17 protein-coding genes are annotated in these 20,505 nt (G+C 75.0%); 4 read left to right on the forward strand and 13 right to left on the reverse strand.

Annotation, left to right across the window (positions count from 1 at the left end; translation table 11 throughout):
- Positions 1-163 precede the first annotated feature (163 nt).
- Positions 164-1,468: a hemolysin family protein gene (locus I598_RS08795; RefSeq protein WP_068202635.1), complete on the forward strand. Its 1,305-nt coding sequence runs from the start codon at positions 164-166 to the stop codon at positions 1,466-1,468.
- A 24-nt stretch (positions 1,469-1,492) separates the two neighbouring features.
- Here the strand turns inward: I598_RS08795 and I598_RS08800 are convergent, their stop codons facing one another.
- Positions 1,493-2,968 carry an XRE family transcriptional regulator gene (locus I598_RS08800; RefSeq protein ID WP_068202636.1) on the reverse strand — a complete coding sequence of 492 codons (1,476 nt, stop codon included), beginning with the start codon at positions 2,966-2,968 and terminating at the stop codon, positions 1,493-1,495.
- Positions 2,969-3,096: 128 nt separating this feature from the next.
- Here I598_RS08800 and I598_RS08805 point away from each other — a divergent pair, with 128 nt between their 5' ends.
- Positions 3,097-5,028: a phosphoenolpyruvate carboxykinase (GTP) gene (locus tag I598_RS08805; protein WP_083973078.1), complete on the forward strand. Its 1,932-nt coding sequence runs from the start codon at positions 3,097-3,099 to the stop codon at positions 5,026-5,028.
- Positions 5,029-5,152: 124 nt separating this feature from the next.
- Here the strand turns inward: I598_RS08805 and trpS are convergent, their stop codons facing one another.
- Complete coding sequence (gene trpS / locus I598_RS08810; RefSeq protein ID WP_068202637.1) at positions 5,153-6,271, reverse strand: tryptophan--tRNA ligase; 1,119 nt, start codon at positions 6,269-6,271, stop codon at positions 5,153-5,155.
- A gap of 234 nt (positions 6,272-6,505) precedes the next feature.
- On the opposite strand from trpS, the gene I598_RS08815 reads away from it, so the two are divergent.
- The gene (locus I598_RS08815) at positions 6,506-7,039 is read left to right on the forward strand and encodes a tRNA (cytidine(34)-2'-O)-methyltransferase (RefSeq protein WP_068202638.1); all 534 of its coding nucleotides are present in this window, start codon (positions 6,506-6,508) and stop codon (positions 7,037-7,039) included.
- On the opposite strand, the gene I598_RS08820 is transcribed toward I598_RS08815, so the two are convergent.
- Together I598_RS08820 and I598_RS08825 are read right to left on the reverse strand one after the other, a co-directional pair.
- Positions 7,009-8,247 carry a hypothetical protein gene (locus tag I598_RS08820; protein ID WP_157557189.1) on the reverse strand — a complete coding sequence of 413 codons (1,239 nt, stop codon included), beginning with the start codon at positions 8,245-8,247 and terminating at the stop codon, positions 7,009-7,011. The two genes, I598_RS08815 and I598_RS08820, sit on opposite strands and share 31 nt — an antisense overlap.
- Positions 8,248-8,376: 129 nt before the next feature.
- Positions 8,377-9,729, reverse strand: a complete 1,353-nt coding sequence (locus I598_RS08825) for a glycosyltransferase family protein (protein ID WP_068202640.1) — start codon at positions 9,727-9,729, stop codon at positions 8,377-8,379.
- Between the two features lie 111 nt (positions 9,730-9,840).
- Between I598_RS08825 and I598_RS08830 the strand changes: the two genes are divergently transcribed.
- Positions 9,841-10,515, forward strand: coding sequence for an AIM24 family protein (locus tag I598_RS08830; protein ID WP_068202641.1), 675 nt, complete (start codon positions 9,841-9,843; stop codon positions 10,513-10,515).
- Between the two features lie 124 nt (positions 10,516-10,639).
- On the opposite strand, the gene I598_RS08835 is transcribed toward I598_RS08830, so the two are convergent.
- Genes I598_RS08835 through I598_RS08875 form a run of 9 tightly spaced genes read right to left on the reverse strand, consistent with a single transcriptional unit; the run spans position 10,640 to position 20,436 of the window.
- Entirely contained in the window at positions 10,640-11,254 is a 615-nt protein-coding gene (locus I598_RS08835; RefSeq protein WP_068202642.1) for a thymidine kinase, read from the reverse strand.
- A gap of 48 nt (positions 11,255-11,302) precedes the next feature.
- Positions 11,303-11,974 (reverse strand): 3-oxoacid CoA-transferase subunit B, encoded by a 672-nt coding sequence (locus tag I598_RS08840; protein WP_068202643.1) that lies wholly within the window; start codon positions 11,972-11,974, stop codon positions 11,303-11,305.
- The gene (locus tag I598_RS08845) at positions 11,971-12,708 is read right to left on the reverse strand and encodes a CoA transferase subunit A (protein ID WP_083973079.1); all 738 of its coding nucleotides are present in this window, start codon (positions 12,706-12,708) and stop codon (positions 11,971-11,973) included. Before I598_RS08845 ends, I598_RS08840 begins: the two co-directional genes overlap by 4 nt.
- Positions 12,705-13,544 carry an HpcH/HpaI aldolase/citrate lyase family protein gene (locus I598_RS08850; RefSeq protein WP_068202644.1) on the reverse strand — a complete coding sequence of 280 codons (840 nt, stop codon included), beginning with the start codon at positions 13,542-13,544 and terminating at the stop codon, positions 12,705-12,707. The genes I598_RS08845 and I598_RS08850 overlap by 4 nt, the downstream gene beginning before the upstream one ends.
- Positions 13,541-14,080: a MaoC family dehydratase gene (locus tag I598_RS08855; RefSeq protein ID WP_068202645.1), complete on the reverse strand. Its 540-nt coding sequence runs from the start codon at positions 14,078-14,080 to the stop codon at positions 13,541-13,543. The genes I598_RS08850 and I598_RS08855 overlap by 4 nt, the downstream gene beginning before the upstream one ends.
- Entirely contained in the window at positions 14,077-15,267 is a 1,191-nt protein-coding gene (locus I598_RS08860) for an acyl-CoA dehydrogenase family protein (protein WP_068202646.1), read from the reverse strand. The genes I598_RS08855 and I598_RS08860 overlap by 4 nt, the downstream gene beginning before the upstream one ends.
- Entirely contained in the window at positions 15,264-17,354 is a 2,091-nt protein-coding gene (locus I598_RS08865) for an ATP-binding protein (RefSeq protein ID WP_198155773.1), read from the reverse strand. The genes I598_RS08860 and I598_RS08865 overlap by 4 nt, the downstream gene beginning before the upstream one ends.
- Before the next feature lie 5 nt (positions 17,355-17,359).
- Positions 17,360-18,967, reverse strand: a complete 1,608-nt coding sequence (locus I598_RS08870; RefSeq protein ID WP_068202648.1) for a carboxyl transferase domain-containing protein — start codon at positions 18,965-18,967, stop codon at positions 17,360-17,362.
- The gene (locus tag I598_RS08875) at positions 18,964-20,436 is read right to left on the reverse strand and encodes a dihydrolipoamide acetyltransferase family protein (protein ID WP_068202649.1); all 1,473 of its coding nucleotides are present in this window, start codon (positions 20,434-20,436) and stop codon (positions 18,964-18,966) included. The genes I598_RS08870 and I598_RS08875 overlap by 4 nt, the downstream gene beginning before the upstream one ends.
- Positions 20,437-20,505 lie beyond the last annotated feature (69 nt).

Genomic DNA, 20,505 nt, shown 5'->3' on the forward strand with positions numbered 1-20,505 from the left:
GCCGGCACGGACGGCGCACCGGCGCGAGTCAGCGCACGACGGCCCGGGTCAGCGCTGGACGGCCCGAGTCAGCGCACCCGGCCCCGGAACCAGCGGCGCCCTCCTCACGTTGCACAGTCGCTCCCCGGCCACGAGGGTAGGGGGACCGACCTGGAGGGAGATCGTGGACGCCGACACCTGGTGGAACATCGCACTGGTACTGGGATTCGTGCTGCTGGGGGGTGTGTTCGCCGGCACCGAGTTCGCCCTGGTGTCGCTCCGCGAGAGCCAGATCGACCAGCTCGAGCAGCAGGGGCCACGCGGACGCCGTGTCGCCGCCGTCGCGCGGGACCCCAACCGGTTCCTCGCCGCCGTCCAGATCGGCGTCACCGTGGCCGGGTTCTTCTCGGCCGCGTACGGCGCGTCGACGATCGCGCCCGACGTCGCGCCCCTGCTGGAGTCCGCGGGCCTGGCCCCGGCGCCGGCCGCGACCGTCGCCCTCATCGCGATGACCCTCCTCATCGCCTACGCCTCGCTCGTGCTGGGCGAGCTCGTGCCGAAGCGCATCGCCCTGCAGCGCTCGACGCAGTTCGCGCTCGTCGTCGGCCCGCCGCTGGAACGCTTCTCCGTGCTCATGCGCCCGGTGATCTGGCTGCTGTCCCGCTCCACGAACGCCGTCGTGCGACTGCTCGGCGGCGACCCCGAGGCCCGCTCGGAGGAGATCTCCGAGACCGAGCTGCGCGACCTCGTCGCCGCCCACCCGGGCCTCGACGAGGAGGAGCGCCGGATCCTCACCGACGTGTTCCTCGCCACCGAGCGCACCCTCGCCGAGGCGATGCGCCCGCGCGGCGACGTCGTCTTCCTCGAGGCGGGCACCGTCGTCGCGGACGCGATCGAGCAGACGAAGGACGGCCACTACTCCCGCTACCCCGTCATGGGCGAGGACTTCGACGACGTCGTCGGGTTCGTGCACGTGCGCGACCTCGTGCGCAGCGCGGCCACGCCTGCCGACCGGCGCACCCTGCGCGACGTCGCCCGCCCCGTGCTGGAGCTGCCCGGCACCAACCGGCTGCTGCCGTCGCTGTCCGCGATGCAGCGCGAGCAGACGCACCTGGCCGTCGTCCGCGACGAGTACGGCGGCACCGACGGCATCGTCACCCTCGAGGACCTGCTGGAGGAGCTCGTCGGCGACATCCGCGACGAGCACGACCCCGGCGAGGAGAAGCTGGCGTCGGGCGAGGTCGAGGCGGGCCTGACCATCGAGGACTTCGCCCGCACCACCGGCGTCGAGCTCCCCGAGGGCCCGTACGAGACCGTGGCGGGCTACGTGCTGGCCCGGCTCGGTCGCCTCGCCGAGGTCGGCGACGTCGTCGAGATCGACGGCCGGGCGCTCACCGTCACCGACGTCGAGAAGCAGCGCATCCGCGCGGTCCGGCTGGACGCCGTCGCGCCGGGCACCGACGCGCCGTCCGACGCCGACGCGCGCTGACCTGGACGGCCCCGCCGGCTCCCGTCAGTCGGCCGGACCGTCGCCGGCCGGGGCGTGCCGTTCGAGGAACCGGTAGACGTCGGTGTCGTCGACGCCGGGGAACACGCCGCGGGGCAGCGCCGCGAGGACCTGCTGGTGCATGCGCGCGCTGGGCCACGACACCTCCTCCCACCGCTGGGCCAGCGTCGCGGGCGGTCGGCGGCAGCAGGCCGGATCGGGGCAGGTGGAGGCACGCCGCACCTGCGTGTCCCGGCCGCGGAACCACTTGGCGTGCGCGTACGGCACACCGACGGTGACGGAGAACCGGCGCCCGTCCCCCGCCGTGCCGGTCTGGGTGGAGTCCCAGAACGTGCCGGCCGGGGTGTCGGTGTACTGGTAGGACTCCGCCGCGCGGTCCCGGCGGGTGAACGCCTCGCGGGCGGGCCACCACCGGCAGACGAGCTGCCCCTCGATGGCGCCGGTGACGTCCTGCGGGAGCGGCAGGTGGTCGTTGGCGTACCCGCGGAACAGGGCGCCGTCGTCGCCGACGCGCAGGAAGTGCAGCGGGACCCCCAGGTGCACGGTGGCGAGGTTCGTCAGGCGCATCGCGGCGGCTTCGTGGGTGACGCCGAACGTGTCGCGGAAGTCCTCGACGGCGAGGTCCTTGGCCTTCTTGCGCTCGTCGAGGAAGGCCACCGCCGCCGTCTGCGGGATGAGGCACGCGGCCGCGAAGTACGTGATCTCGACGCGCTGGCGCAGGAACTCGGCGTACGAGCGGGGCCGTTCGTGGCCGAGCACGCGGTGGGCGACGGCCTGCAGGGCGAGGGAGCGCAGGCCGTGCCCGCCGGGCGTCGACGCCGGCGGCAGGTAGACGCGGCCGTTGCGCCAGTCGGTGACGGACCGGGCCGAGCGGGGCAGGTCGTCGACGTGCAGGATCTCCAGCCCGAGGTCGGCAGCGATGCGCGCGACGGTGCGGTGCGTGAGCGCGCCCCCCGTGTACCCGGCGCGGCGCGTCATCTCCTCCGCGACGTCCTCGATGTCGGGCAGGTGGTTGCCGCGCGCCTCGCGCTCGCGACGCAGCATCGTGTTGGCGCGGCGGGCCTCCTCGGGGGTGGCGATGGCCTCCTCGTCCCGGCGGACGAGCTCGTCGTGCAGGCCGACGAGCTGCTCGAGCACGGGGACGGGCAGCTTCTGGCTGGGCTTGACGGTGGGCAGGCCCAGCGCCGCGAAGCGGGGCGCGCGCTGGGCGCGTTCGAGGGCGATCTCGAGTGCGGCGCGGCGCGACGGCGGTTCGTCGGCGAGCAGGTCGGCGAGCGGGACGCCGAGGGCGTCGGCGAGCGCGCGCAGCAGGGACAGCCGCGGCTCGCGGCGACCGTTCTCGATGAGCGACAGCAGGCTGGGTGCGGCCTCGACCTGCCGCCCCAGGGCCTCCAGGGTGAGCCCGCGGGTGGTCCGGGCGTGGCGTACCCGGCGGCCGAGGGTGATGAGGTCGGGCGCTTCCGACGTCGGTCCGTCCGTCATGACTTCACGCTACGTGAAGAATCGCGAAAATTGACAGCGATCCGTCGGTGAATCATCGGTCCACTGGCCGCAAGGTGGAACCAGGACCCGCCGCCCCAGGGCGGGACCGGCCAACGGACGGAGCAGTCATGACCTTCCTCGCGAACCCCCGCCGCACGCGGCTGGCTCTCGCCGAGCTCGCCCTCGACGACCTGGTGCCGCTCACCGCGACCGGGTCGGCGGGCGCACGCCCCGCGGCGCCGCTCGACGTCCGGGCCTGGGTCGCGGAGGTCGCCGCGCTCACCCAGCCCGACGAGATCGTCTGGTGCGACGGGTCGGCGGCGGAGAAGCAGCGGCTCCTCGACGGCATGGTCGAGGCGGGCACCCTGCTCCCCCTCGCGCAGGACAAGCGACCCGGCTCCTACCTCGCCCGGTCGAACCCGTCCGACGTCGCCCGGGTCGAGTCCCGCACGTTCATCTGCTCCCCGGACGAGGCCGACGCCGGCCCGACGAACAACTGGCGCGACCCCGCCGAGATGCGCGCCGAGCTCGACGGCGTCTTCGCCGGGGCGATGCGCGGCCGCACCATGTACGTGGTGCCGTTCTCCATGGGGCCCGTCGGCGGACCGATCTCGCAGGTGGGGGTCGAGATCACCGACTCCCCCTACGTCGTCGTGTCGATGCACGTCATGACCCGCGTCTCCCCGGAGGTGCTGCGCCTCGTCGACGCCGGTCAGCAGTGGGTTCCCGCCGTGCACTCCGTCGGCGCACCGCTCGTGGACGCGCACGGGGAGCGCACGGCCGACGTCCCCTGGCCGTGCAACGACACCAAGTACATCGTGCACTTCCCGCAGTCGCGGGAGATCTGGTCGTACGGGTCCGGCTACGGCGGCAACGCGCTGCTCGGCAAGAAGTGCTTCGCGCTGCGGATCGCCTCCGCGATGGCCCGCGACGAGGGCTGGCTCGCCGAGCACATGCTCCTGATCCGGGTCACGTCCCCCGAGCAGCGGCAGTACCACCTGGCGGCCGCGTTCCCCAGCGCCTGCGGCAAGACGAACCTCGCGATGCTGCAGCCGACGATCCCCGGCTGGAAGGTCGAGACGATCGGCGACGACATCGTGTGGATGCGACCCGGCCCCGACGGCTCGCTGCGCGCCATCAACCCCGAGGCGGGCTTCTTCGGCGTCGCACCCGGCACCGGCGTCGACACCAACCCGACGGCCATCGACACCCTCACCCACGACGTCATCTTCACGAACGTCGCCCTCACCGACGACGGCGACGTCTGGTGGGAGGGCCTCACCCCCGAGGCGCCGGAGCACCTGGTCGACTGGCAGGGGAACGACTGGACGCCCGCCGACGGCGCCGCCGGCCGCCCCGCGGCGCACCCCAACTCCCGCTTCACCGTCGCGGCCGAGCAGTGCCCGACGATCGCGGACGTCTGGGAGGACCCCGCCGGGGTGCCGGTCGACGCGATCGTGTTCGGCGGCCGCCGCGCCTCCAACGTGCCGCTCGTGGCGCAGGCGACGAGCTGGGAGCACGGCGTGTTCCTCGGCGCCACCATCAGCTCGGAGCGCACCGCCGCCGCGGAGGGCGCGCTCGGCGAGCTGCGCCGCGACCCGTTCGCGATGCTCCCGTTCTGCGGCTACAACATGGCCGACCACTGGTCGCACTGGCTCGAGGTCGGCGCCGCGCTCGACCCGGCGCGCCGCCCCAAGGTGTTCGGCGTCAACTGGTTCCGCAAGGACGCCGACGGCTCCTTCCTCTGGCCGGGCTTCGGCGAGAACTCCCGCGTCGTGAAGTGGATCGCCGAACAGGTCGACCGGTCGCGCGGCACCCGCACCGACGGTGGTGCCGTCACCTCCCCGGTCGGGCTGCTCCCCGCCCCGGGAGCCCTCGACCTGTCCGGCCTGGACGTCACCGACGCCGCGATGGACGCCCTGTTCGACGTCCCCGTCGACGCCTGGCTCGCGGAGTCGGACCTCACCGAGGAGTTCTTCGACACCTTCGGCGACCGCGTCCCGGCCGCCCTGCGCACCCAGCTCGACGCGCTGCGCCGGCGGCTCGGCGCGGAGGACTGACCTCTGCCACCTTCCTCCCCCGCCATGCAACGAGCGTGCTGACTTGGCACCTCATCTGGCTGGATGAGGTGCCAAGTCAGCACGCTCGTTGCTACCGGGGGTGGGAGCCGGGTGACCGGGGCGGTCAGTAGACGGTGCGCATGAGCTCGCGCACGTCCTGCAGGGTGGCGTCGGCGATCGCGTTCACCCGGGCGGCACCGCGGCCGAGGGCGTCGGCGACGACGGCGGGGGCGTCGGCGGCGAGGTCCCGGCGGCGTGCGCGCAGGGGACGCAGGCCCTCCACGACGGCGTCGGTGACGACCTCCTTGAGCCGGCCCGCCCCGGCGGAGCCGACGGACTCCGCGAGATCCTGCGGCGTCGTCCCCGCGAAGTGCGCGCCGAGGCGCAGGAGGTTCGCGACCTCCGGACGCTGCTCCGGGTCGAACGTGATGTGCCGGTCGCCGTCCGTGCGGGCCCTGCGGAAGTAGGCGGCCGTCGCGTCGTCGGACGCCCGCAGCTCGAGGACGTTGCCGCGCGACTTCGACATCTTCTCCCCGTCGTTGCCGAGGATCGTCGGGGTGTCCGTCAGCAGCGCGTCGGGCTCGGCGAAGTACGGCTGCGCGGCCGTGAACCGCTGGTTGAACCGACGCGCGACGGTACGGGTGGTCTCCAGGTGCGGCAGCTGGTCGGTGCCGACGGGCACGAGGTTCCCGTGCACGGCGAGGATGTCGGCCGCCTGGTGCACCGGGTACGTGAGCAGCAGCCCCGACATGCCGCGCCCCTGCCTCCGGGCGGCGTCGACCGCCTCCGCCTTCACGGTCGGGTTCCGCTCCAGCTCCGCGACGGTGACCAGCGCGAGGAACGGCAGCAGGAGCTGGTGCAGGGCAGGGACGGCGGAGTGGGCGAAGATCGTGCTGCGCGCCGGGTCGAGGCCCGCCGCGAGCTGGTCGAGGACGACGTCGCGGACGGCGGCGGGCAGGTCGCCCGGGTCGTCGCGGTCGGTGATCACCTGGTAGTCCGCGACGACCACGACGACGTCCACGCCGGCGTCCTGGAGCCGCACACGGTTCTCGACCGTGCCGACCAGGTGACCGAGGTGCAGGGGGCCCGTGGGGCGGTCGCCCGTCAGCACGCGGAACCGGCGCGGGTCGTGCGCGATCAGCGCCTCGACCTCCGCCGACCGGGCACGGGCCGTGCGGACGGACGCGGTCTCGCCGGGACTCGGGTCGACGCCGGGGACGGAGGGTGCGGTGGTGGTGCTCATGAGGGCTCCTTCGGTGGGGAGCGCCCACCGGTGCCCGACGACGTCGGAAACGACGAAGTCCCGGGCTGCGGCGGGCAGCTCGGGACTCGTGGCTCGGGGCGCGTCAGGTCACGGCTGCTGCTGCAGCCGCCACCAGTCGGTACGCCTCGTCATGCGCACCAGGGTAGACCTCCGCCCCGCACGCGCACCAGGGTCGACGACGGGCAGCCCGCCACGGGTGGGAGAATCGACGCCGTGCCGTCCCAGCCCGAGACCTCGCCCGCCCCGCCGTCGGACCCGTTCGTCCACGTCGTCTACTTCGAGCCGCGCATCCCGGGGAACACCGGGTCGGCGATCCGGCTGGCCGCCGTGACGGGCGCCCGGCTGCACCTGGTGGAGCCGCTGGGGTTCGACCTGTCGGAGGCGAAGCTGAAGCGCGCCGGGCTGGACTACCACGACCTCGCCGTCATGGACGTGCACGCCGACCTCACGACCGCCCTCGACGCCGTCGGCGCCGGCACCCCCGAGCGGCCGGGGGCGCGGGTGTTCGCGTTCACCGCCCACGCCGACACGACGTACACCGAGGTCGACTACCGGCCCGGCGACGTGCTGCTGTTCGGTCCCGAGCCGACCGGTCTGCCCGAGGACGTGCTGGACCACCCGCGCGTGACCGACCGCGTGAAGGTCCCCATGCTGCCGGGGCGCCGGTCGCTCAACCTCACCAACGCGGCGTCGATCGTCGTCTACGAGGCCTGGCGTCAGGCGGGGTTCCCGGGCGCCACGTCCTGACCGACGTCGGGCGCCTCCCGGCGCCGGACGACCCGGTGCCCGACGACGCTCCCGACGATGCCCGTCGCCGCGACCGGGACGAGCAACCAGTCGACGACGGTCGCGCCCGGGTGGTCGACCAGCGCGCCGTCGGTGGCGACCAGGGCCAGCGCGAACACCAGCACCGCCGTCGACAGCACCCCCGTCACCACGAGGGCCCAGAGCTGTGTCCGCCGCAACCCCGCGGCGGCCTCCGCCCGGGACTCCTCCCACACGACGCGCCACCAGCCGGCGTGCTGCACCCGGTCCGCGTCGGGGGCGGACGTCGTCCCGTCGAGCACGTCGAGGGCCTCGGGCGGGAGGCCGAGCAGCGTGACGAGTCGCGCGAGCGGGTCGGTCGCGCGGGTGCGGGCCCGCAGCAGGGCACGCAGGGCAGGGACGTCGATGTCACCGCCGACGTGGTGCGCGAGCACGCCGGCGATCTCGTCCCGGGTCTGCCAGCCCTCGTCGGCGGGGCGGCGCCAGCCGTCGTCCCAACCGACCTGCGCGACGGAACGGTCGCGCAGGACGAGGTCGAACCCGGCGGCCTTGCCGTCGCCCCGCCACAGCTGCAGGACCAGCGAACGGCGACGTCCTGCCGCGGCGGCGCTGAGGGTGACGAGCTGCTGCGAGGCGGGGTGGTCGGCGTGGAGCGCTGTCCACCGCCCGCCGAGGTCCGTCACCCCGACCCCGCCGGCGCCGGCCGCGATCCGGCCCGCGATCCGGGCGTCCGCGTGGCGGCCCCGGTGGAGGGTGACGGCACGTCGCCGCACCGGGTCGAGCACCGGCAGGGCGAAGTGCTCCTCGAGCAGCGTCGTCAGGCCCTCGGCGGACCGCACGTCGGCGAACGCGTCGTGGACGGGCGCGACCGGGTCGCCGAGGACCTGGCGCAGCGCGTCGACGACGGTCCGCGACGTCGGCGGCACGGCAGCGGGCCCGGCAACCTCCAGCGGCCACACCCGGTCCTCCTCCCGCCCGTCGCAGCGCAGGTGGAGGACGACGTGACCCTGCTCCGGCTCGTCCCAGACGGCGACCAGATCGACGCCGCCGAGCGCACGGACCGGCTCGTCACCGCTGCACCAGACCGCCGTCAGACCGGTGGCCGACGTCGGGCCGACGTCGGCGTCGGCGCCGGCGCCGGCGAGGGCGGCGACGACGACCTCCTGGGACGCGCGGGCGACGATGAGCACGACGGTCACAGTAGGGGGTGGACGGGGGCGGGCACCACGACGAGATCGGGGGAAGTTGTTCAGAGGTGGGGCAGCCGGGCACAGACCGGGACGAACCGCGTGCAGGACCCCTCGACCGGTGACGCCAGATCACCCGTCCTCGGCGCCACGCCCCCGGCGAGGCCGTCCCGCGGCGCGGTCGACGACGTGGACCAACCGTTCCGCTCCCCGGACCAGGCGGCGTCCGCGCAGGTCCTCGAGCCGGCGGACCTGCGCCTCCGCCTTCTGGGCGCGCCGGCGCAGCTTCCGGATCTTCTGGCGGTCGCGAGCCGCGGCATCCTCTGCCGCGACCGTGGCCGCCGCCGCCCGGGCGATCTCCTCGCGCAGCCCCGGGACCGCCGCCGCGGCGGCGGCCGCCTTGCGGCTGCGGGCCTGCAGGATGGCCCACTCCCGGCCGAGCGCGGTCACCGAGCGGTGCGCCGCCCGCGCGGTGCCGTCGATCGCCCGCGCGGGGCGGGGACGGGCCAGGCATAGCTCCCACAGCTCGTCCAGGGCCGGGCCGAGGAGCAGCCCCTCGACCTGCTCGGCCCGCAGCACCCCGGCGTCGGCCGTCGCGCGCTCGAACCCGTCGACCAGCTCGCGGGCGATGTCCTCCGGCGCCTTGCGTCCGAAGCCCCGGCCGGAGAAGTTGTGGTGCCGGGCCGTGGCGACGTTGTCCGGGTCGAGCCATCCCGGCCCGCCGAACCTGTCGTAGCAGTACACGGGGAGCCCGGCGACGAGCGCGTACTGGACGGACTTGCCGATGCTGAGGACGGCGTCGTGGCCGCTCAGGAGCTCCGGGTCGACACGCCTCGGAACCGCTCCGCGATCGCGCTGGGCACCGATCCTGGCGACCTCGACGTGGGGCGGCAGGGCCGCCAACGCCTTCACCAGCTCGTCCGGCAGGTGGTTGGACACGACCAGCAGGCGCAGCGGGCCGTCGCCGCGCTCCCGCGGCACGACGCCGGCCATGGCGTCCGGTGCCGGGTTGGCGAAGACCCGGAGCCGGTCGGCGTCGAACCCGTCCAGGACGCCGCTGTCGCGCTGCGCCTCGAAGCACTCGGGCGAGTTGAAGACCGACACGGTGGCCAGCGAGCGTTCGACGTCGGGGACGAGCACCTGCTCGAGCGGCTGGTAGGGCGACATGTGGTTGAACACCGTCGGGACGTCGAGCTCCCCGGAGAGCAGGGCGTCGGGGACGATCTGGTGGTGGATCCAGGCCAGGTCTGGCGGGTCGGTCCGCAGGTGGTCGTCGAGGCCAGGGTCCCGCGACGACCAGAGCTCGACGTCACCGGCCGCACGGAGCATCTCGACGATCGGTCCACCGTGCTGGTGGACGACCACGGTCACCCGGGCGCCACGCCCGGCGAAGTGCTCCGCGAGTTCGAGGGTCACCATCTCCGAGCCGCTGAACTGACACATCTGCCACTGGGTGATCAGGACGTGGCGAGGGCCGGTCGCCATCAGCCGTCCTCGTGCCGGGCGTGTCGCGTCGTCGGAGTCACGCGCCGATCCTGCCACGCCGCCCGCGTGCCGCGAGCCGGTCCGACGGGTCGCAGCCGCCAGGATGGGTCCATGCGCTCCAGCCTCTTCCACCACACCGAGCCCGAGGGCGAGCCCGGCTCGTTCATGCTCGCCACCAAGCACATGCTCAAGGTCGACCTGACCGGCTCCGGCGGGTTCTTCTACGCCAAGCAGGGGTCGATGGTCGCCTACCAGGGTGCCGTCGACTTCGCCTACGAGGGCTCCGGCGGCATGTCGAAGTTCCTCAAGAAGGCGTTCACCGGTGAGGGCATGTCCCTCATGAAGGTGTCCGGCGACGGCGACGTGTTCCTCGCCCAGGACGCCGACGAGGTGTTCGTCCTCTACCTGGAGAACGAGTCCGTCACCGTCAGCGGCAGCAACATCCTCGCGTTCGAGAGCACCCTGGCCTGGGACATCCAGCGCGTCGAGGGCGCGTCGATGCTCACCGGCGGGCTGTTCAACACGACGTTCTCCGGGACCGGCGCCCTCGCCGTCACCGCCTACGGCGCCCCGATCGTGCTCAACGTCGACGAGCCGACGTTCGTCGACATGCAGTCCGCGGTGCTGTGGTCGACGTCCCTGCAGAGCAGCGTCCGCAAGACCGCCAAGATGGGCGCGATGATCGGCCGCGGCTCCGGCGAGGCCTACCAGCTCGGCCTGCACGGCCAGGGGTTCGTCGTCGTCCAGGCCTCCGAGGGCCACCCGCTGCCGAACCAGAACGGCTGACGCGCCCCGTCCGTCACGCAGGCCGGCACCCCGCCTCGGGGTCGTCGGCCTGCGCTGACTCGCGCCCGCCTGCGCTGACTCACGGGGATCTGCGCTGATTCGCGCCCGCCCGAGCCGAGGCGGGTCAGTGGTCGAGGGGGCGGGCGGTGACGCGGGGGACGCCGGGCGAGCCGGTGACGATGGCGGTCTCGGGGAGCACGAAGCAGCGACGGCAGAGCGCCTCGTAGGTGAAGGTGCCGTCGTCGGGCAGCGGCTCGGACGCGCCGAGCGGTTCGAGGAACGGCAGCCCACCGGCGAGGACCTGCGTGAACGCGGCGTGCAGGTCCTGGCAGCGGTCGCAGACGGCGCGGCGGTAGCGCACCTCGCTGGGCCCGAGCTCCAGCAGGGCGCGGACGGTGGCGAACAGCTCGCCGCGGTGGTCGAGGTCGATGCCGCAGGCGAGCACGCGGGTGCCGCGCAGCACGAGCTCCTCGACGACGCGCACGTCGGCGGGGGTGAACATGTGCACCTCGTCGATGGCGACGACGTCCTCGTCGGTGTGCAGCAGCGGTTCGAGGGTGTCGAGCTTGATGGTGGGCACGGACGCGCCGGTGCGCGAGACGATGCGGGCGTCGCGCACGTGCCGGGCGGACTGCACGACGGCGCAGGTGAGCCGCGAGTACGCCAGGGGCGCGACCTGCGCGATGAGGTCGAGCGACTTGCCCGACTTCATCGGGCCGAGCACCAGCGACAGCTCCACCGGGCACCTCCCCGCTCGCGGCGGGCCCGGCGCCCGCCAGGGAGCACCCTAACCCCGGGGCACCGGCACGCCCGCCGGGTCGGCGTCGAGCCCGTCGACCACGTCGGCGGCGGTGACGTCACGCACCTCCTGGGCGGTCACGCCGGGCGCGAGCCGGCGCAGCACGAGCCCGTCGGGCGTGACGTCCAGGACGGCGCGGTCGGTGACGACCCGGTCCACGACCCCCTGGCCGGTCAGCGGCAGGGAGCACTCGGCGCGCAGCTTGGGCGTGCCGTCGCGGGCGACGTGGTCCATGAGCACGACGATGCGGCGCGCCCCGACGACGAGGTCCATCGCGCCGCCCATGCCCTTGACGAGCTTGCCGGGCACGGTCCAGCTCGCGAGGTCGCCGCCGGCGGAGACCTGCAGCGCCCCGAGGATCGCGAGGTCCACGTGCCCGCCGCGGATCATCGCGAACGACGCGGCGGCGTCGAAGTAGCTGGCGCCGGGCAGGGCGGTGACGGTCTGCTTGCCCGCGTTGATCAGGTCGGCGTCCTCGGTGCCCTCGATCGGGAACGGCCCGATGCCGAGCAGCCCGTTCTCGCTCTGCAGGGTGATCGACACCCCGGGCGGCACGTGGTTCGCCACGAGGGTGGGGATGCCGATACCGAGGTTGACGTAGTCGCCGTCGTGCAGCTCGGCGGCGGCGAGCGCCGCCATCTCGTCGCGGGTCCAGGTCATGACGCTCCTCCGGTGACGGCGGGGTCCGGCGGGCCGGCGACGACCGGCCGCACGGTGCGCTGCTCGATCGGCTTGTCGCGGGCGCGCGCGACGACGAGCCGGTGGGTGTAGATGCCGGGCGTGACGACGGCGTCGGGGTCGAGGGGCGCGTCGCTCAGGTGCTCGGTCTCGACGACGCACACCCGCCCGGCCGCGGCGACCAGGGGGTTGAAGTTGCGGGCCGTGTACCGGTAGACGAGGTTGCCGTAGCGGTCGGCACGGTGGGCGTGCACCAGCCCGAGGTCGGCGATGATGGCCCGCTCCTGCACGCAGGGGCGGCCGTCGAACTCGGCGACAGGCTTGCCCTCGGCCACGGGCGTGCCGACGCCGGTCGGGGTCCAGAACGCGGGGATGCCCGCCCCGCCGGCACGGAGACGTTCGGCGAGCGTGCCCTGCGGCACGAACTCGACCTCCAGGTCGCCGTCGAGGTAGCGCTGCGCGAACAGCCGGTTCTCCCCCACGTACGACGCGAGGACCCGGCTCACCTGGTCGTTCTCCAGCAGCAGCCCGAGCCCCTGCCCGTCCACGCCCAGGTTGTTCGACACGATCGTCAGGTCCCGCACCCCGGCGTCGCGCACCGCCTCGACGAGGTCGAACGGGTTGCCGCACAGGCCGAACCCGCCGACGGCGATCGTCATCGAGTCGTGCAGCAGCCCGTCCAGGGCCTCGTGGGCGTCCGTCGCGATCACGGTCACGACTCCTCCTTCCCGGCCCGGGCCAGCACGGCACGGGCGTGCGCCAGCAGCGGCGCGTCGATCATGCGGCCGTCGTGCCGCAGCACCCCGGCCGAGGTCCGGGCGGCCGCCTCCAGCAGGGCGCGGGCCTGCTCCACCTCGACGTCGGACGGCGCGAACGCGGCCCGCACGACGGGCACCTGGTCGGGGTGGACGCACAGCGTGCCCGCGAACCCGCACGCGGCGGCGTCCTGCGCCTCGGCCCGCAGTCCGTCGGCGTCCCCCAGGTCGAGGTGCACGGCGTCGAGCACCGGCTTGCCCGCGGCCCGCCCGGCGAGCAGCACCGTCGACCGCGCGTGCCGCGCCACGTCCCGGTACGCGCCGTCGGCGCCGCGGCTCGACGACCCGCCGAGCGAGGCGAACAGGTCCTCGGCGCCCCAGGCGAGCGCGACGACGTCGGAGCGCGCCGCGAGCGCCGGGGCCGCGAGCACCCCGGCGGCCGTCTCGCAGAGCGCCACGACGGCGTACGGGACGCCGTCGTGGCGCAGGAGAGGACCCACGAACCGGCCGTCCGCCTTCGGCAGCATCACCGTGGTGTACGCCGTGTCGGCCAGCGCGTCGAGGTCCACACCGTGGTGCGGGGAGCCGGGGGCGTTCACCCGCACCACGGTGCGTCCGGGGTCGAGCGGGTTCGCCCGCAGCGACCGTCGTGCGACGTCCTTGTCGTCCGCGCCGACGCCGTCCTCCAGGTCGAGGACGACGACGTCGGCGCTCGCGGCCGCCCGCTCGTAGCGGTCCGGGCGGTCGGCGGGGCAGAACAGGACGGCGGGCCCGCCGGCGAACGACGGGACGCTCATCGGTCCCGCCCCCTCGCCGCGTGCGCCTCGTACCCGGCCTTCGTCCAGACGAGCACGGAGCGGCGGGCGACGGCCACCACGACGTCGTCCTGGTTGGTGCCGACGTGCTCGAGGGTGACGATGCCGGTGCCCGGCCGGGACGCGGACGGCCGCCGGGCGGTCACCGTCGTCGCGCCGTAGAGCGTGTCGCCGTGGAAGACCGGCGCGGGGAAGCGCACGTCGGTGAACCCGAGGTTGGCGACGATCGTGTCGCGCGTCAGGTGCGCCACGGACAGCCCGACGAGCGTCGCGAGGGTGAGCATCGAGTTCACCAGCGGTCGCCCGAACGGCTGGGTCGCGGCCCACGCGTGGTCGAGGTGCAGCGCCTGCGGGTTCATCGTCACCGCGGTGAACAGGGTGTCGTCCGCCTCGGTGATCGTGCGGCCCGGGCGGTGCACGTACCGCACGCCCTCGCGCAGCTCGTCGTACCAGCAGCCGCGCTGCACGACCTCCTCGACGGTCCCCGGCCCGGCGTCGCGGGCGTCGTCGGCGGTCATCGTCCCCCCGTCCCGGCGCCCAGCAGGTCGCGCGCGAGGATCATGAGCTGCACCTCGGTGGTGCCCTCGCCGACCTCCAGCACCTTGGAGTCCCGGTAGTGCCGGGCCACGGGGTTCTCGTTGAGGAACCCGTACCCGCCGAAGATCTGGGACGCGTCGCGGGCGTTCGCCATCGCCGCCTCGCCGGCGGTCAGCTTCGCCACCGACGCCTCCGCCTTGAACGGCAGCCCGTGCGTCTGCTTGAGCGCCGCGTCCAGCCAGCACAGCCGCGCCGCGTGCACCCGCGCCTGCATCCGCGCGAGCGTGAACGCGACGTGCTGGTTCTCGCCGATGGCGTGCCCGAACACCTCGCGCTCGCGGGCGTACCGGACGGCCTCCTCCAGGCAGCCCTGCGCGGCGCCGGTGGCCAGCGCCGCGAACGCGATGCGACCCTCGTCCAGGGCGCGCAGGAAGTTCGCGTAGCCGCGGCCCCGCTCCCCCAGCAGGTTCGCCGCCGGGACCCGTACTCCCGCCAGGGTCAGCGGGTGGGTGTCGGACGTGTGCCAGCCGACCTTGTCGTACGGCTCCCCCACCGTCAGGCCGGGGGTGCCCGCCGGGACGAGGATCGACGACAGCTCGGGCGTCCCGTCCGCGTGCCGGTCCGTCACCGCGGTGATCGTCACGACGCTGGTGATCGGGGTGCCGGAGTTGGTGATGAACTGCTTGGAACCGTCGATCACCCACTCGCCGTCGTCCGCGCCCTCCAGCCGGGCCGTCGTGCGCGTCGCGCCCGCGTCGGACCCGGCGCCCGCCTCGGTGAGCCCGAACGCGGCGAGCGCGCGACCCGCCACGAGGTCGGGCAGCCAGCGCTCCTGCTGCTCGCGCGTGCCGTGCCGGAAGATCGGCATGATGCCGAGCCCCACCCCGGCCTCCAGCGTCACCGCGATGGACTGGTCGACCCGGGCGAGCGCCTCCACGGCCAGGCACAGCGACACGTAGTCCTCGCCCTGCCCGCCCACCTCGCGGGGGAACGGCAGCCCGAACAGCCCCAGGTCGCCCATCTGCGCGATGATCTCCAGCGGCAGCCTCCGCTCCGTGTCGTAGCGGTACGCGGCCGGTGCCACCACCTCGTCGGCGAACTCCCGCACCGTGGCGCTGAGCTTGCGCTGGGCGTCGGTGAGGGCGGTGGCAGAGGTGTCGGCGATCATGACGCTCCTTCGGGTTCGACGACGGCGACCACCTGGTCGAGGCGGACCTGGTCGCCCGGGCGGACGACGAGCCGCAGGGTCCCTGCGGTCGGCGCGAGGAGCGGGTGCTCCATCTTCATGGCCTCCACGACGACGACGGGGGTGCCCGTCGTGACGGGTCGGCCGTCCGGGTGCGGGGTCGCGGCGACCCGCCCGGGCATCTGGGCGCGGACCTCGACCGGTCCGGCGGGGGTGCCGTCGGCGGCCGGCGCGGTGGCGCGGAGCGCACGCCGGCGGGCGGCGAGCGCCGTCCGGTCGAGCAGCGTCCACGGCCCGGCCCGGCCGTCGAGCGACACCCAGACGACGTCGCCGTCGCGGGCGGCCGTCACCGGGGCCGTGCGGGACGCGTTGGCGCCCGAGGGTGCCGTGGTGAGCAGCAGGCGGTGCTCCCCGGCACGCCGGGCGACGACCCGCACCGGCTCGCCGCCGGCGGGCTCCACGACGTGCCCGTCGCCGTCGGCGGTCACGCGGACCTCGACGACGTCACCGCCCGGCGGACGCAGACCGACGACCTGCGGGGCGGCCGGGCCGTTGAGGCGCCAGCCGTCGGCGGCCCACGGGGCGACCGAGGGCTCCCCGGGGTCGGCCGAGGGCTCCCGGGGGTCGAGGGCGCCGGTGGCGACGAGCGCGGCCGCGGCGACGGCCACCCCCTCGGCGCCCCGGAGACCGGTCCGGTCGGTGGCGGCCGCGCGGGCGGCGACGAACCGGTCCACGAGGCCGGTGTCGAGGCGCCCGGCGCGGACGTCGTCGTCGGCCAGCAGGTCCCGCAGGAACCCGGTGCTCGTCTCGACGCCGAGCACGGTGACGCGTCCGAGCAGCCCGTCGAGCCGGGCGAGCGCCTGCGCCCGGTCGTCGCCGTGCGCGACGGCCTTGGCGAGCAGCGGGTCGTAGTCGCCGGTGACGACGTCGCCCGTGGCGACCCCGGCGTCGAGGCGCACGGGCGCGGCGGTCGGTCCGGCGGCCGCGCCGCCGTCGTCGAGCAGCAGCACCCGCCCGGCGGACGGCAGGAACCCGCGGTCGGGCGCCTCGGCGTAGACGCGGGCCTCGATCGCGTGCCCGGTGACGCGCACGTCGTCCTGGCCGAACCACAACCGCTCCCCCGCCGCGACGCGCAGCTGCGCCTCGACGAGGTCGAGACCGGTGACCATCTCCGTGACGGGGTGCTCCACCTGGAGGCGGGTGTTCATCTCGATGAACGCGAAGTCGGTCGGGTCGGCGGCCGGCACGAGGAACTCCACCGTGCCCACCCCCACGTACCCGACGGACCGGGCGACCTCGCACGCCGCCTCACCGAGGCGGGCCCGCGTCGCGTCGTCCAGCGCGGGCGACGGCGCCTCCTCGACGATCTTCTGGTGGCGGCGCTGGAGCGTGCACTCCCGCTCCCCGAGGTGCACGACGGCGCCGTGGGCGTCGGCGAGCACCTGTACCTCGACGTGCCGCGGGGCGTCCACGAGCCTTTCGAGCAGCAGGCCGTCGTCGCCGAACGCCGACGCGGCGACGCGGCGGGCCGACGCGAGCGCGGCGGGCAGGTGGGCGGCGGACCGCACGACCTCCATGCCCTTGCCGCCTCCCCCGGCGACCGGCTTGACCAGCAGCGGGAACCCGACGTCGGCCGCGGCCGCCACCAGGGCGTCGTCGTCGAGCGCGGCGTCGAGCGTGCCGGGCAGCACGGGCACGTCGTGCTTGGCGACGAGCCGCTTGGCGGCGACCTTGTCGGCCATCGTCTCGACGGCCTCGACCGGTGGGCCCACGAGCACGATCCCCGCGGCGGCGCAGGCGCGGGCCAGGGCCGGGTTCTCCGACAGGAACCCGTAGCCGGGGTGGACGGCCTGCGCGCCGGTCGCGAGCGCCGCGGCCACGACCGCGTCCGGGTCGAGGTAGGCGCGGGCCGGGCCGAGCCCGACGGCGACGTCGGCCTCGCGCACGTGGCGCGCCCCGGCGTCGGGGTCGGTGTGCACCGCGACGGAGCGGACGCCCAGGCGGCGCAGCGTCCCGATCACCCGGCAGGCGATCTCCCCACGGTTGGCGACGAGCACGGTGGTGAACATCGCGCTCACATCCGGAACAGGCCGAAGCCCGGCTCGGGGAGCGGGGTGCGGGCGCACACCGCGAGGGCCAGGCCGAGCACGCGGCGGGTGTCCACCGGGTCGACGATGCCGTCGTCCCACAGCCGGGACGTCGCGTGGTACGGGTCGCCGGCGGCCTCGTAGGCGTCCCGGATGGAGGTGCGGAACGTGTCCTCGGTGGCGGCGTCCCACTCCTCGCCGCGCCCCGCGAGCTGGTCGCGCTTGACGGTGGCGAGCACGGACGCGGCCTGCTCGCCGCCCATGACGGACACCCGGGACCCGGGCCAGGAGAACAGGAAGCGCGGCGAGTAGGCCCGGCCGCACATCGCGTAGTTGCCCGCCCCGAACGAGCCGCCGACGACGACCGTCAGCTTCGGCACACGGGTGGTCGCGACGGCGGTGACCATCTTCGCGCCGTCCTTCGCGATGCCGCCCGCCTCGGCGTCGGTGCCCACCATGAAGCCGGAGATGTTCTGCAGGAACAGCAGGGGGATGCCGCGCTGGTCGCACAGCTCGACGAAGTGCGCGCCCTTGAGCGCCGACTCGCGCAGCAGTACCCCGTGGTTGGCCAGCACACCGACCGGGTGGCCGTGGACGCGCGCGAACCCGCACACCAGCGTCGTGCCGTACTCCGCCTTGAACTCGGCGAGCTCGCTGCCGTCCACGAGCCGGGCGATCACCTCGCGCGGGTCGTACGGCCGGGTGACGTCCACCGGGACGACGTCGTAGAGGCCCGTCGGGTCGAGCAGCGGCTCGCGCGACGGGGCCACCTCCCACACCGGCGGCGGGTCGGGCGGCAGGGTCGCGACGATCCCGCGCAGCAGGTCGAGGGCGTGCTCGTCGTCGTCCGCCAGATGGTCCACGACCCCCGAACGGCGGGCGTGCAGCTCGCCGCCGCCCAGCTCCTCGGCGGTCACCTCCTCGCCGATGGCGGCCTTCACCAGCGGCGGCCCGCCGAGGAAGATCGTGCCCTGTCCGCGCACGATCACCGTCTCGTCGCTCATCGCCGGGACGTAGGCGCCGCCGGCGGTGCACGAGCCGAGCACGGCCGAGAGCTGCGGGACCCCGGCCGCCGAGAGCCGGGCCTGGTGGTAGAAGATCCGGCCGAAGTGGTCGCGGTCCGGGAACACCTCGTCCTGCCGGGGCAGGAACGCCCCGCCCGAGTCCACGAGGTAGACGCAGGGCAGCCGGTTCTCCAGCGCGATCTCCTGCGCCCGCAGGTGCTTCTTCACCGTGAGGGGGTGGTAGGTGCCGCCCTTCACCGTGGGGTCGTTCGCCACGACCATCACCAGCCGCCCCGCGACCCGCCCGACGCCCGCGACCACGCCCGCGCCGGGCCACGCGCCGTCGTCCTCGCCGTTCGCCGCGAGCGCCCCGACCTCCAGGAACGGGCTGCCCGGGTCGAGCAGGCGGTCCACCCGCTCGCGCGGCAGCAGCTTGCCGCGCCCGACGTGACGCTCCCGGGAGGCGGCCGGCCCGCCACGGGCCGCGGCGGCGGTGCGCTCGCGCAACCCGTCGGCGAGCGCCCGCTGGGCCTCCCCGTTCGTGCGGGCGGCGGCGGCGGCCGGGTCGACGGCGGACGTCAGGACGGTCATCGCGCCACCTCCGCCGGGCTGGTCGTGGCGGACCGGCCCGCCTCGGCGCCCGGCTCGACGCCCGGCTCGGCACCGGCGGACCGGGGCGGCGGGGGCGGCGCGGTCTCGTCGGCACCGCCGAGCAGGAGCGCGAGGCCCGGGTCGGTGAGCAGCGCCCCGAGGTCGGCGAGGAACAGGGCACCCTGCTCGCCGTCCACCACCCGGTGGTCGAAGGTCAGGGACAGCGTCACCACGCGGCGGAGCGCGACCTCGCCGTCGTGCTCCCACGGGCGGCGAGCCACCTGGCCGATGCCGAGGATCGCCGTCTCGCCCGGGTTGAGCAGCGGGGTGCCCGCGTCCACGCCGAACACGCCGACGTTCGTCAGGGTGAGGTGGCCCGGCCGCAGGCTCTGCGGGGTGCTGCGACCCTCGCGGGCCGTCGTCGTGAGGTCGGCGAGCGCGCGGGCCAGCCCCACCAGCGACAGGGTGTCCGCCGCGAGGACGTGCGGCACCACGAGGCCCCGGGCCGTCGCCACCGCCACCCCGAGGTCCACCTGCCCGGAGCGCACGAGCTTCGGCCCGTCGTCGGACTCGACCCACCGGGTCACCAGCGCCGGGTGCTCCGCGGCGAGCGCGCAGACCGCGCGCGCCACCAGGGTCAGCACGGTCAGGCGCACCCCGGCCGTGCGCGGGTGCGCGCGCAGCCGCTCCAGCAGGTCGAGGGTGTCGGTGACGTCGCAGGTCAGGTGGACCGTCGCCTGCGGGACGCCGACGCTCGCGACCATCGCGGCGGCCGTCTGGCGCCGGACGCTGCGCACCGGTTCCCGCACCTCGCCCGCCGGGCCGGTCGCGCCGGGGACCGGGCTCCCGGCGTCCGTGCCGACGTCCGCGGCGGCGTCCCTCGGCCCGTGACCGGCGTGCGCCGGTCCGCGGCGTCCGAACGGGTCGACCGGTGCCTCGACGTGCCGGCGCGGGCGGCGCGTCGGGCGGCCGGCCCGGGCGGGCCGCGCGCCGTACCCGACGAGGTTCGGCTGCGCGCCGTCGGTCCGCCCGTTCGTCGACCCGTCCGTCGAACCGGCCGACGACGCGTCGTCGGCCGGAGGTCCGTCGTCCGACCGCGGTGCTGCGGGGGCGCGCGTGCTCCCGGCCTCGTCCCCGCCCCCGGCATCGGCGGGCCGTGCCGCACCGGCGTCGGCGCCGTCGGCATCGGCGTCGTCGCCGGGGTCGGGGTCGGGGTCGGAATCGGCGTCAGCGGCGAACGTCACGAGCGGCTCGCCCACCTGGACGACGTCGCCCTCCTGCGCGTGCAGGGCCGCGATCCGGCCCGCGACGGGCGACGGCAGCTCGACCATCGCCTTGGCCGTCTCGACCTCGGCGATCACCTGGTTGAGAGTCACGACGTCACCGACGGCGACCTGCCACTCCACGATCTCCGACTCCGTCAGCCCCTCGCCGAGGTCCGGCAGCCGGAACACCACGTCCGCGCTCACGCGGCCACCCCCTGTCCGTCCGTGCGCACCGCACCGTCCGTCGACCCACCGGCACCCGCACGTGCACCT

This window comes from Isoptericola dokdonensis DS-3 (assembly GCF_001636295.1).
GTDB classification, from domain to species: Bacteria; Actinomycetota; Actinomycetes; order Actinomycetales; family Cellulomonadaceae; genus Isoptericola; species Isoptericola dokdonensis.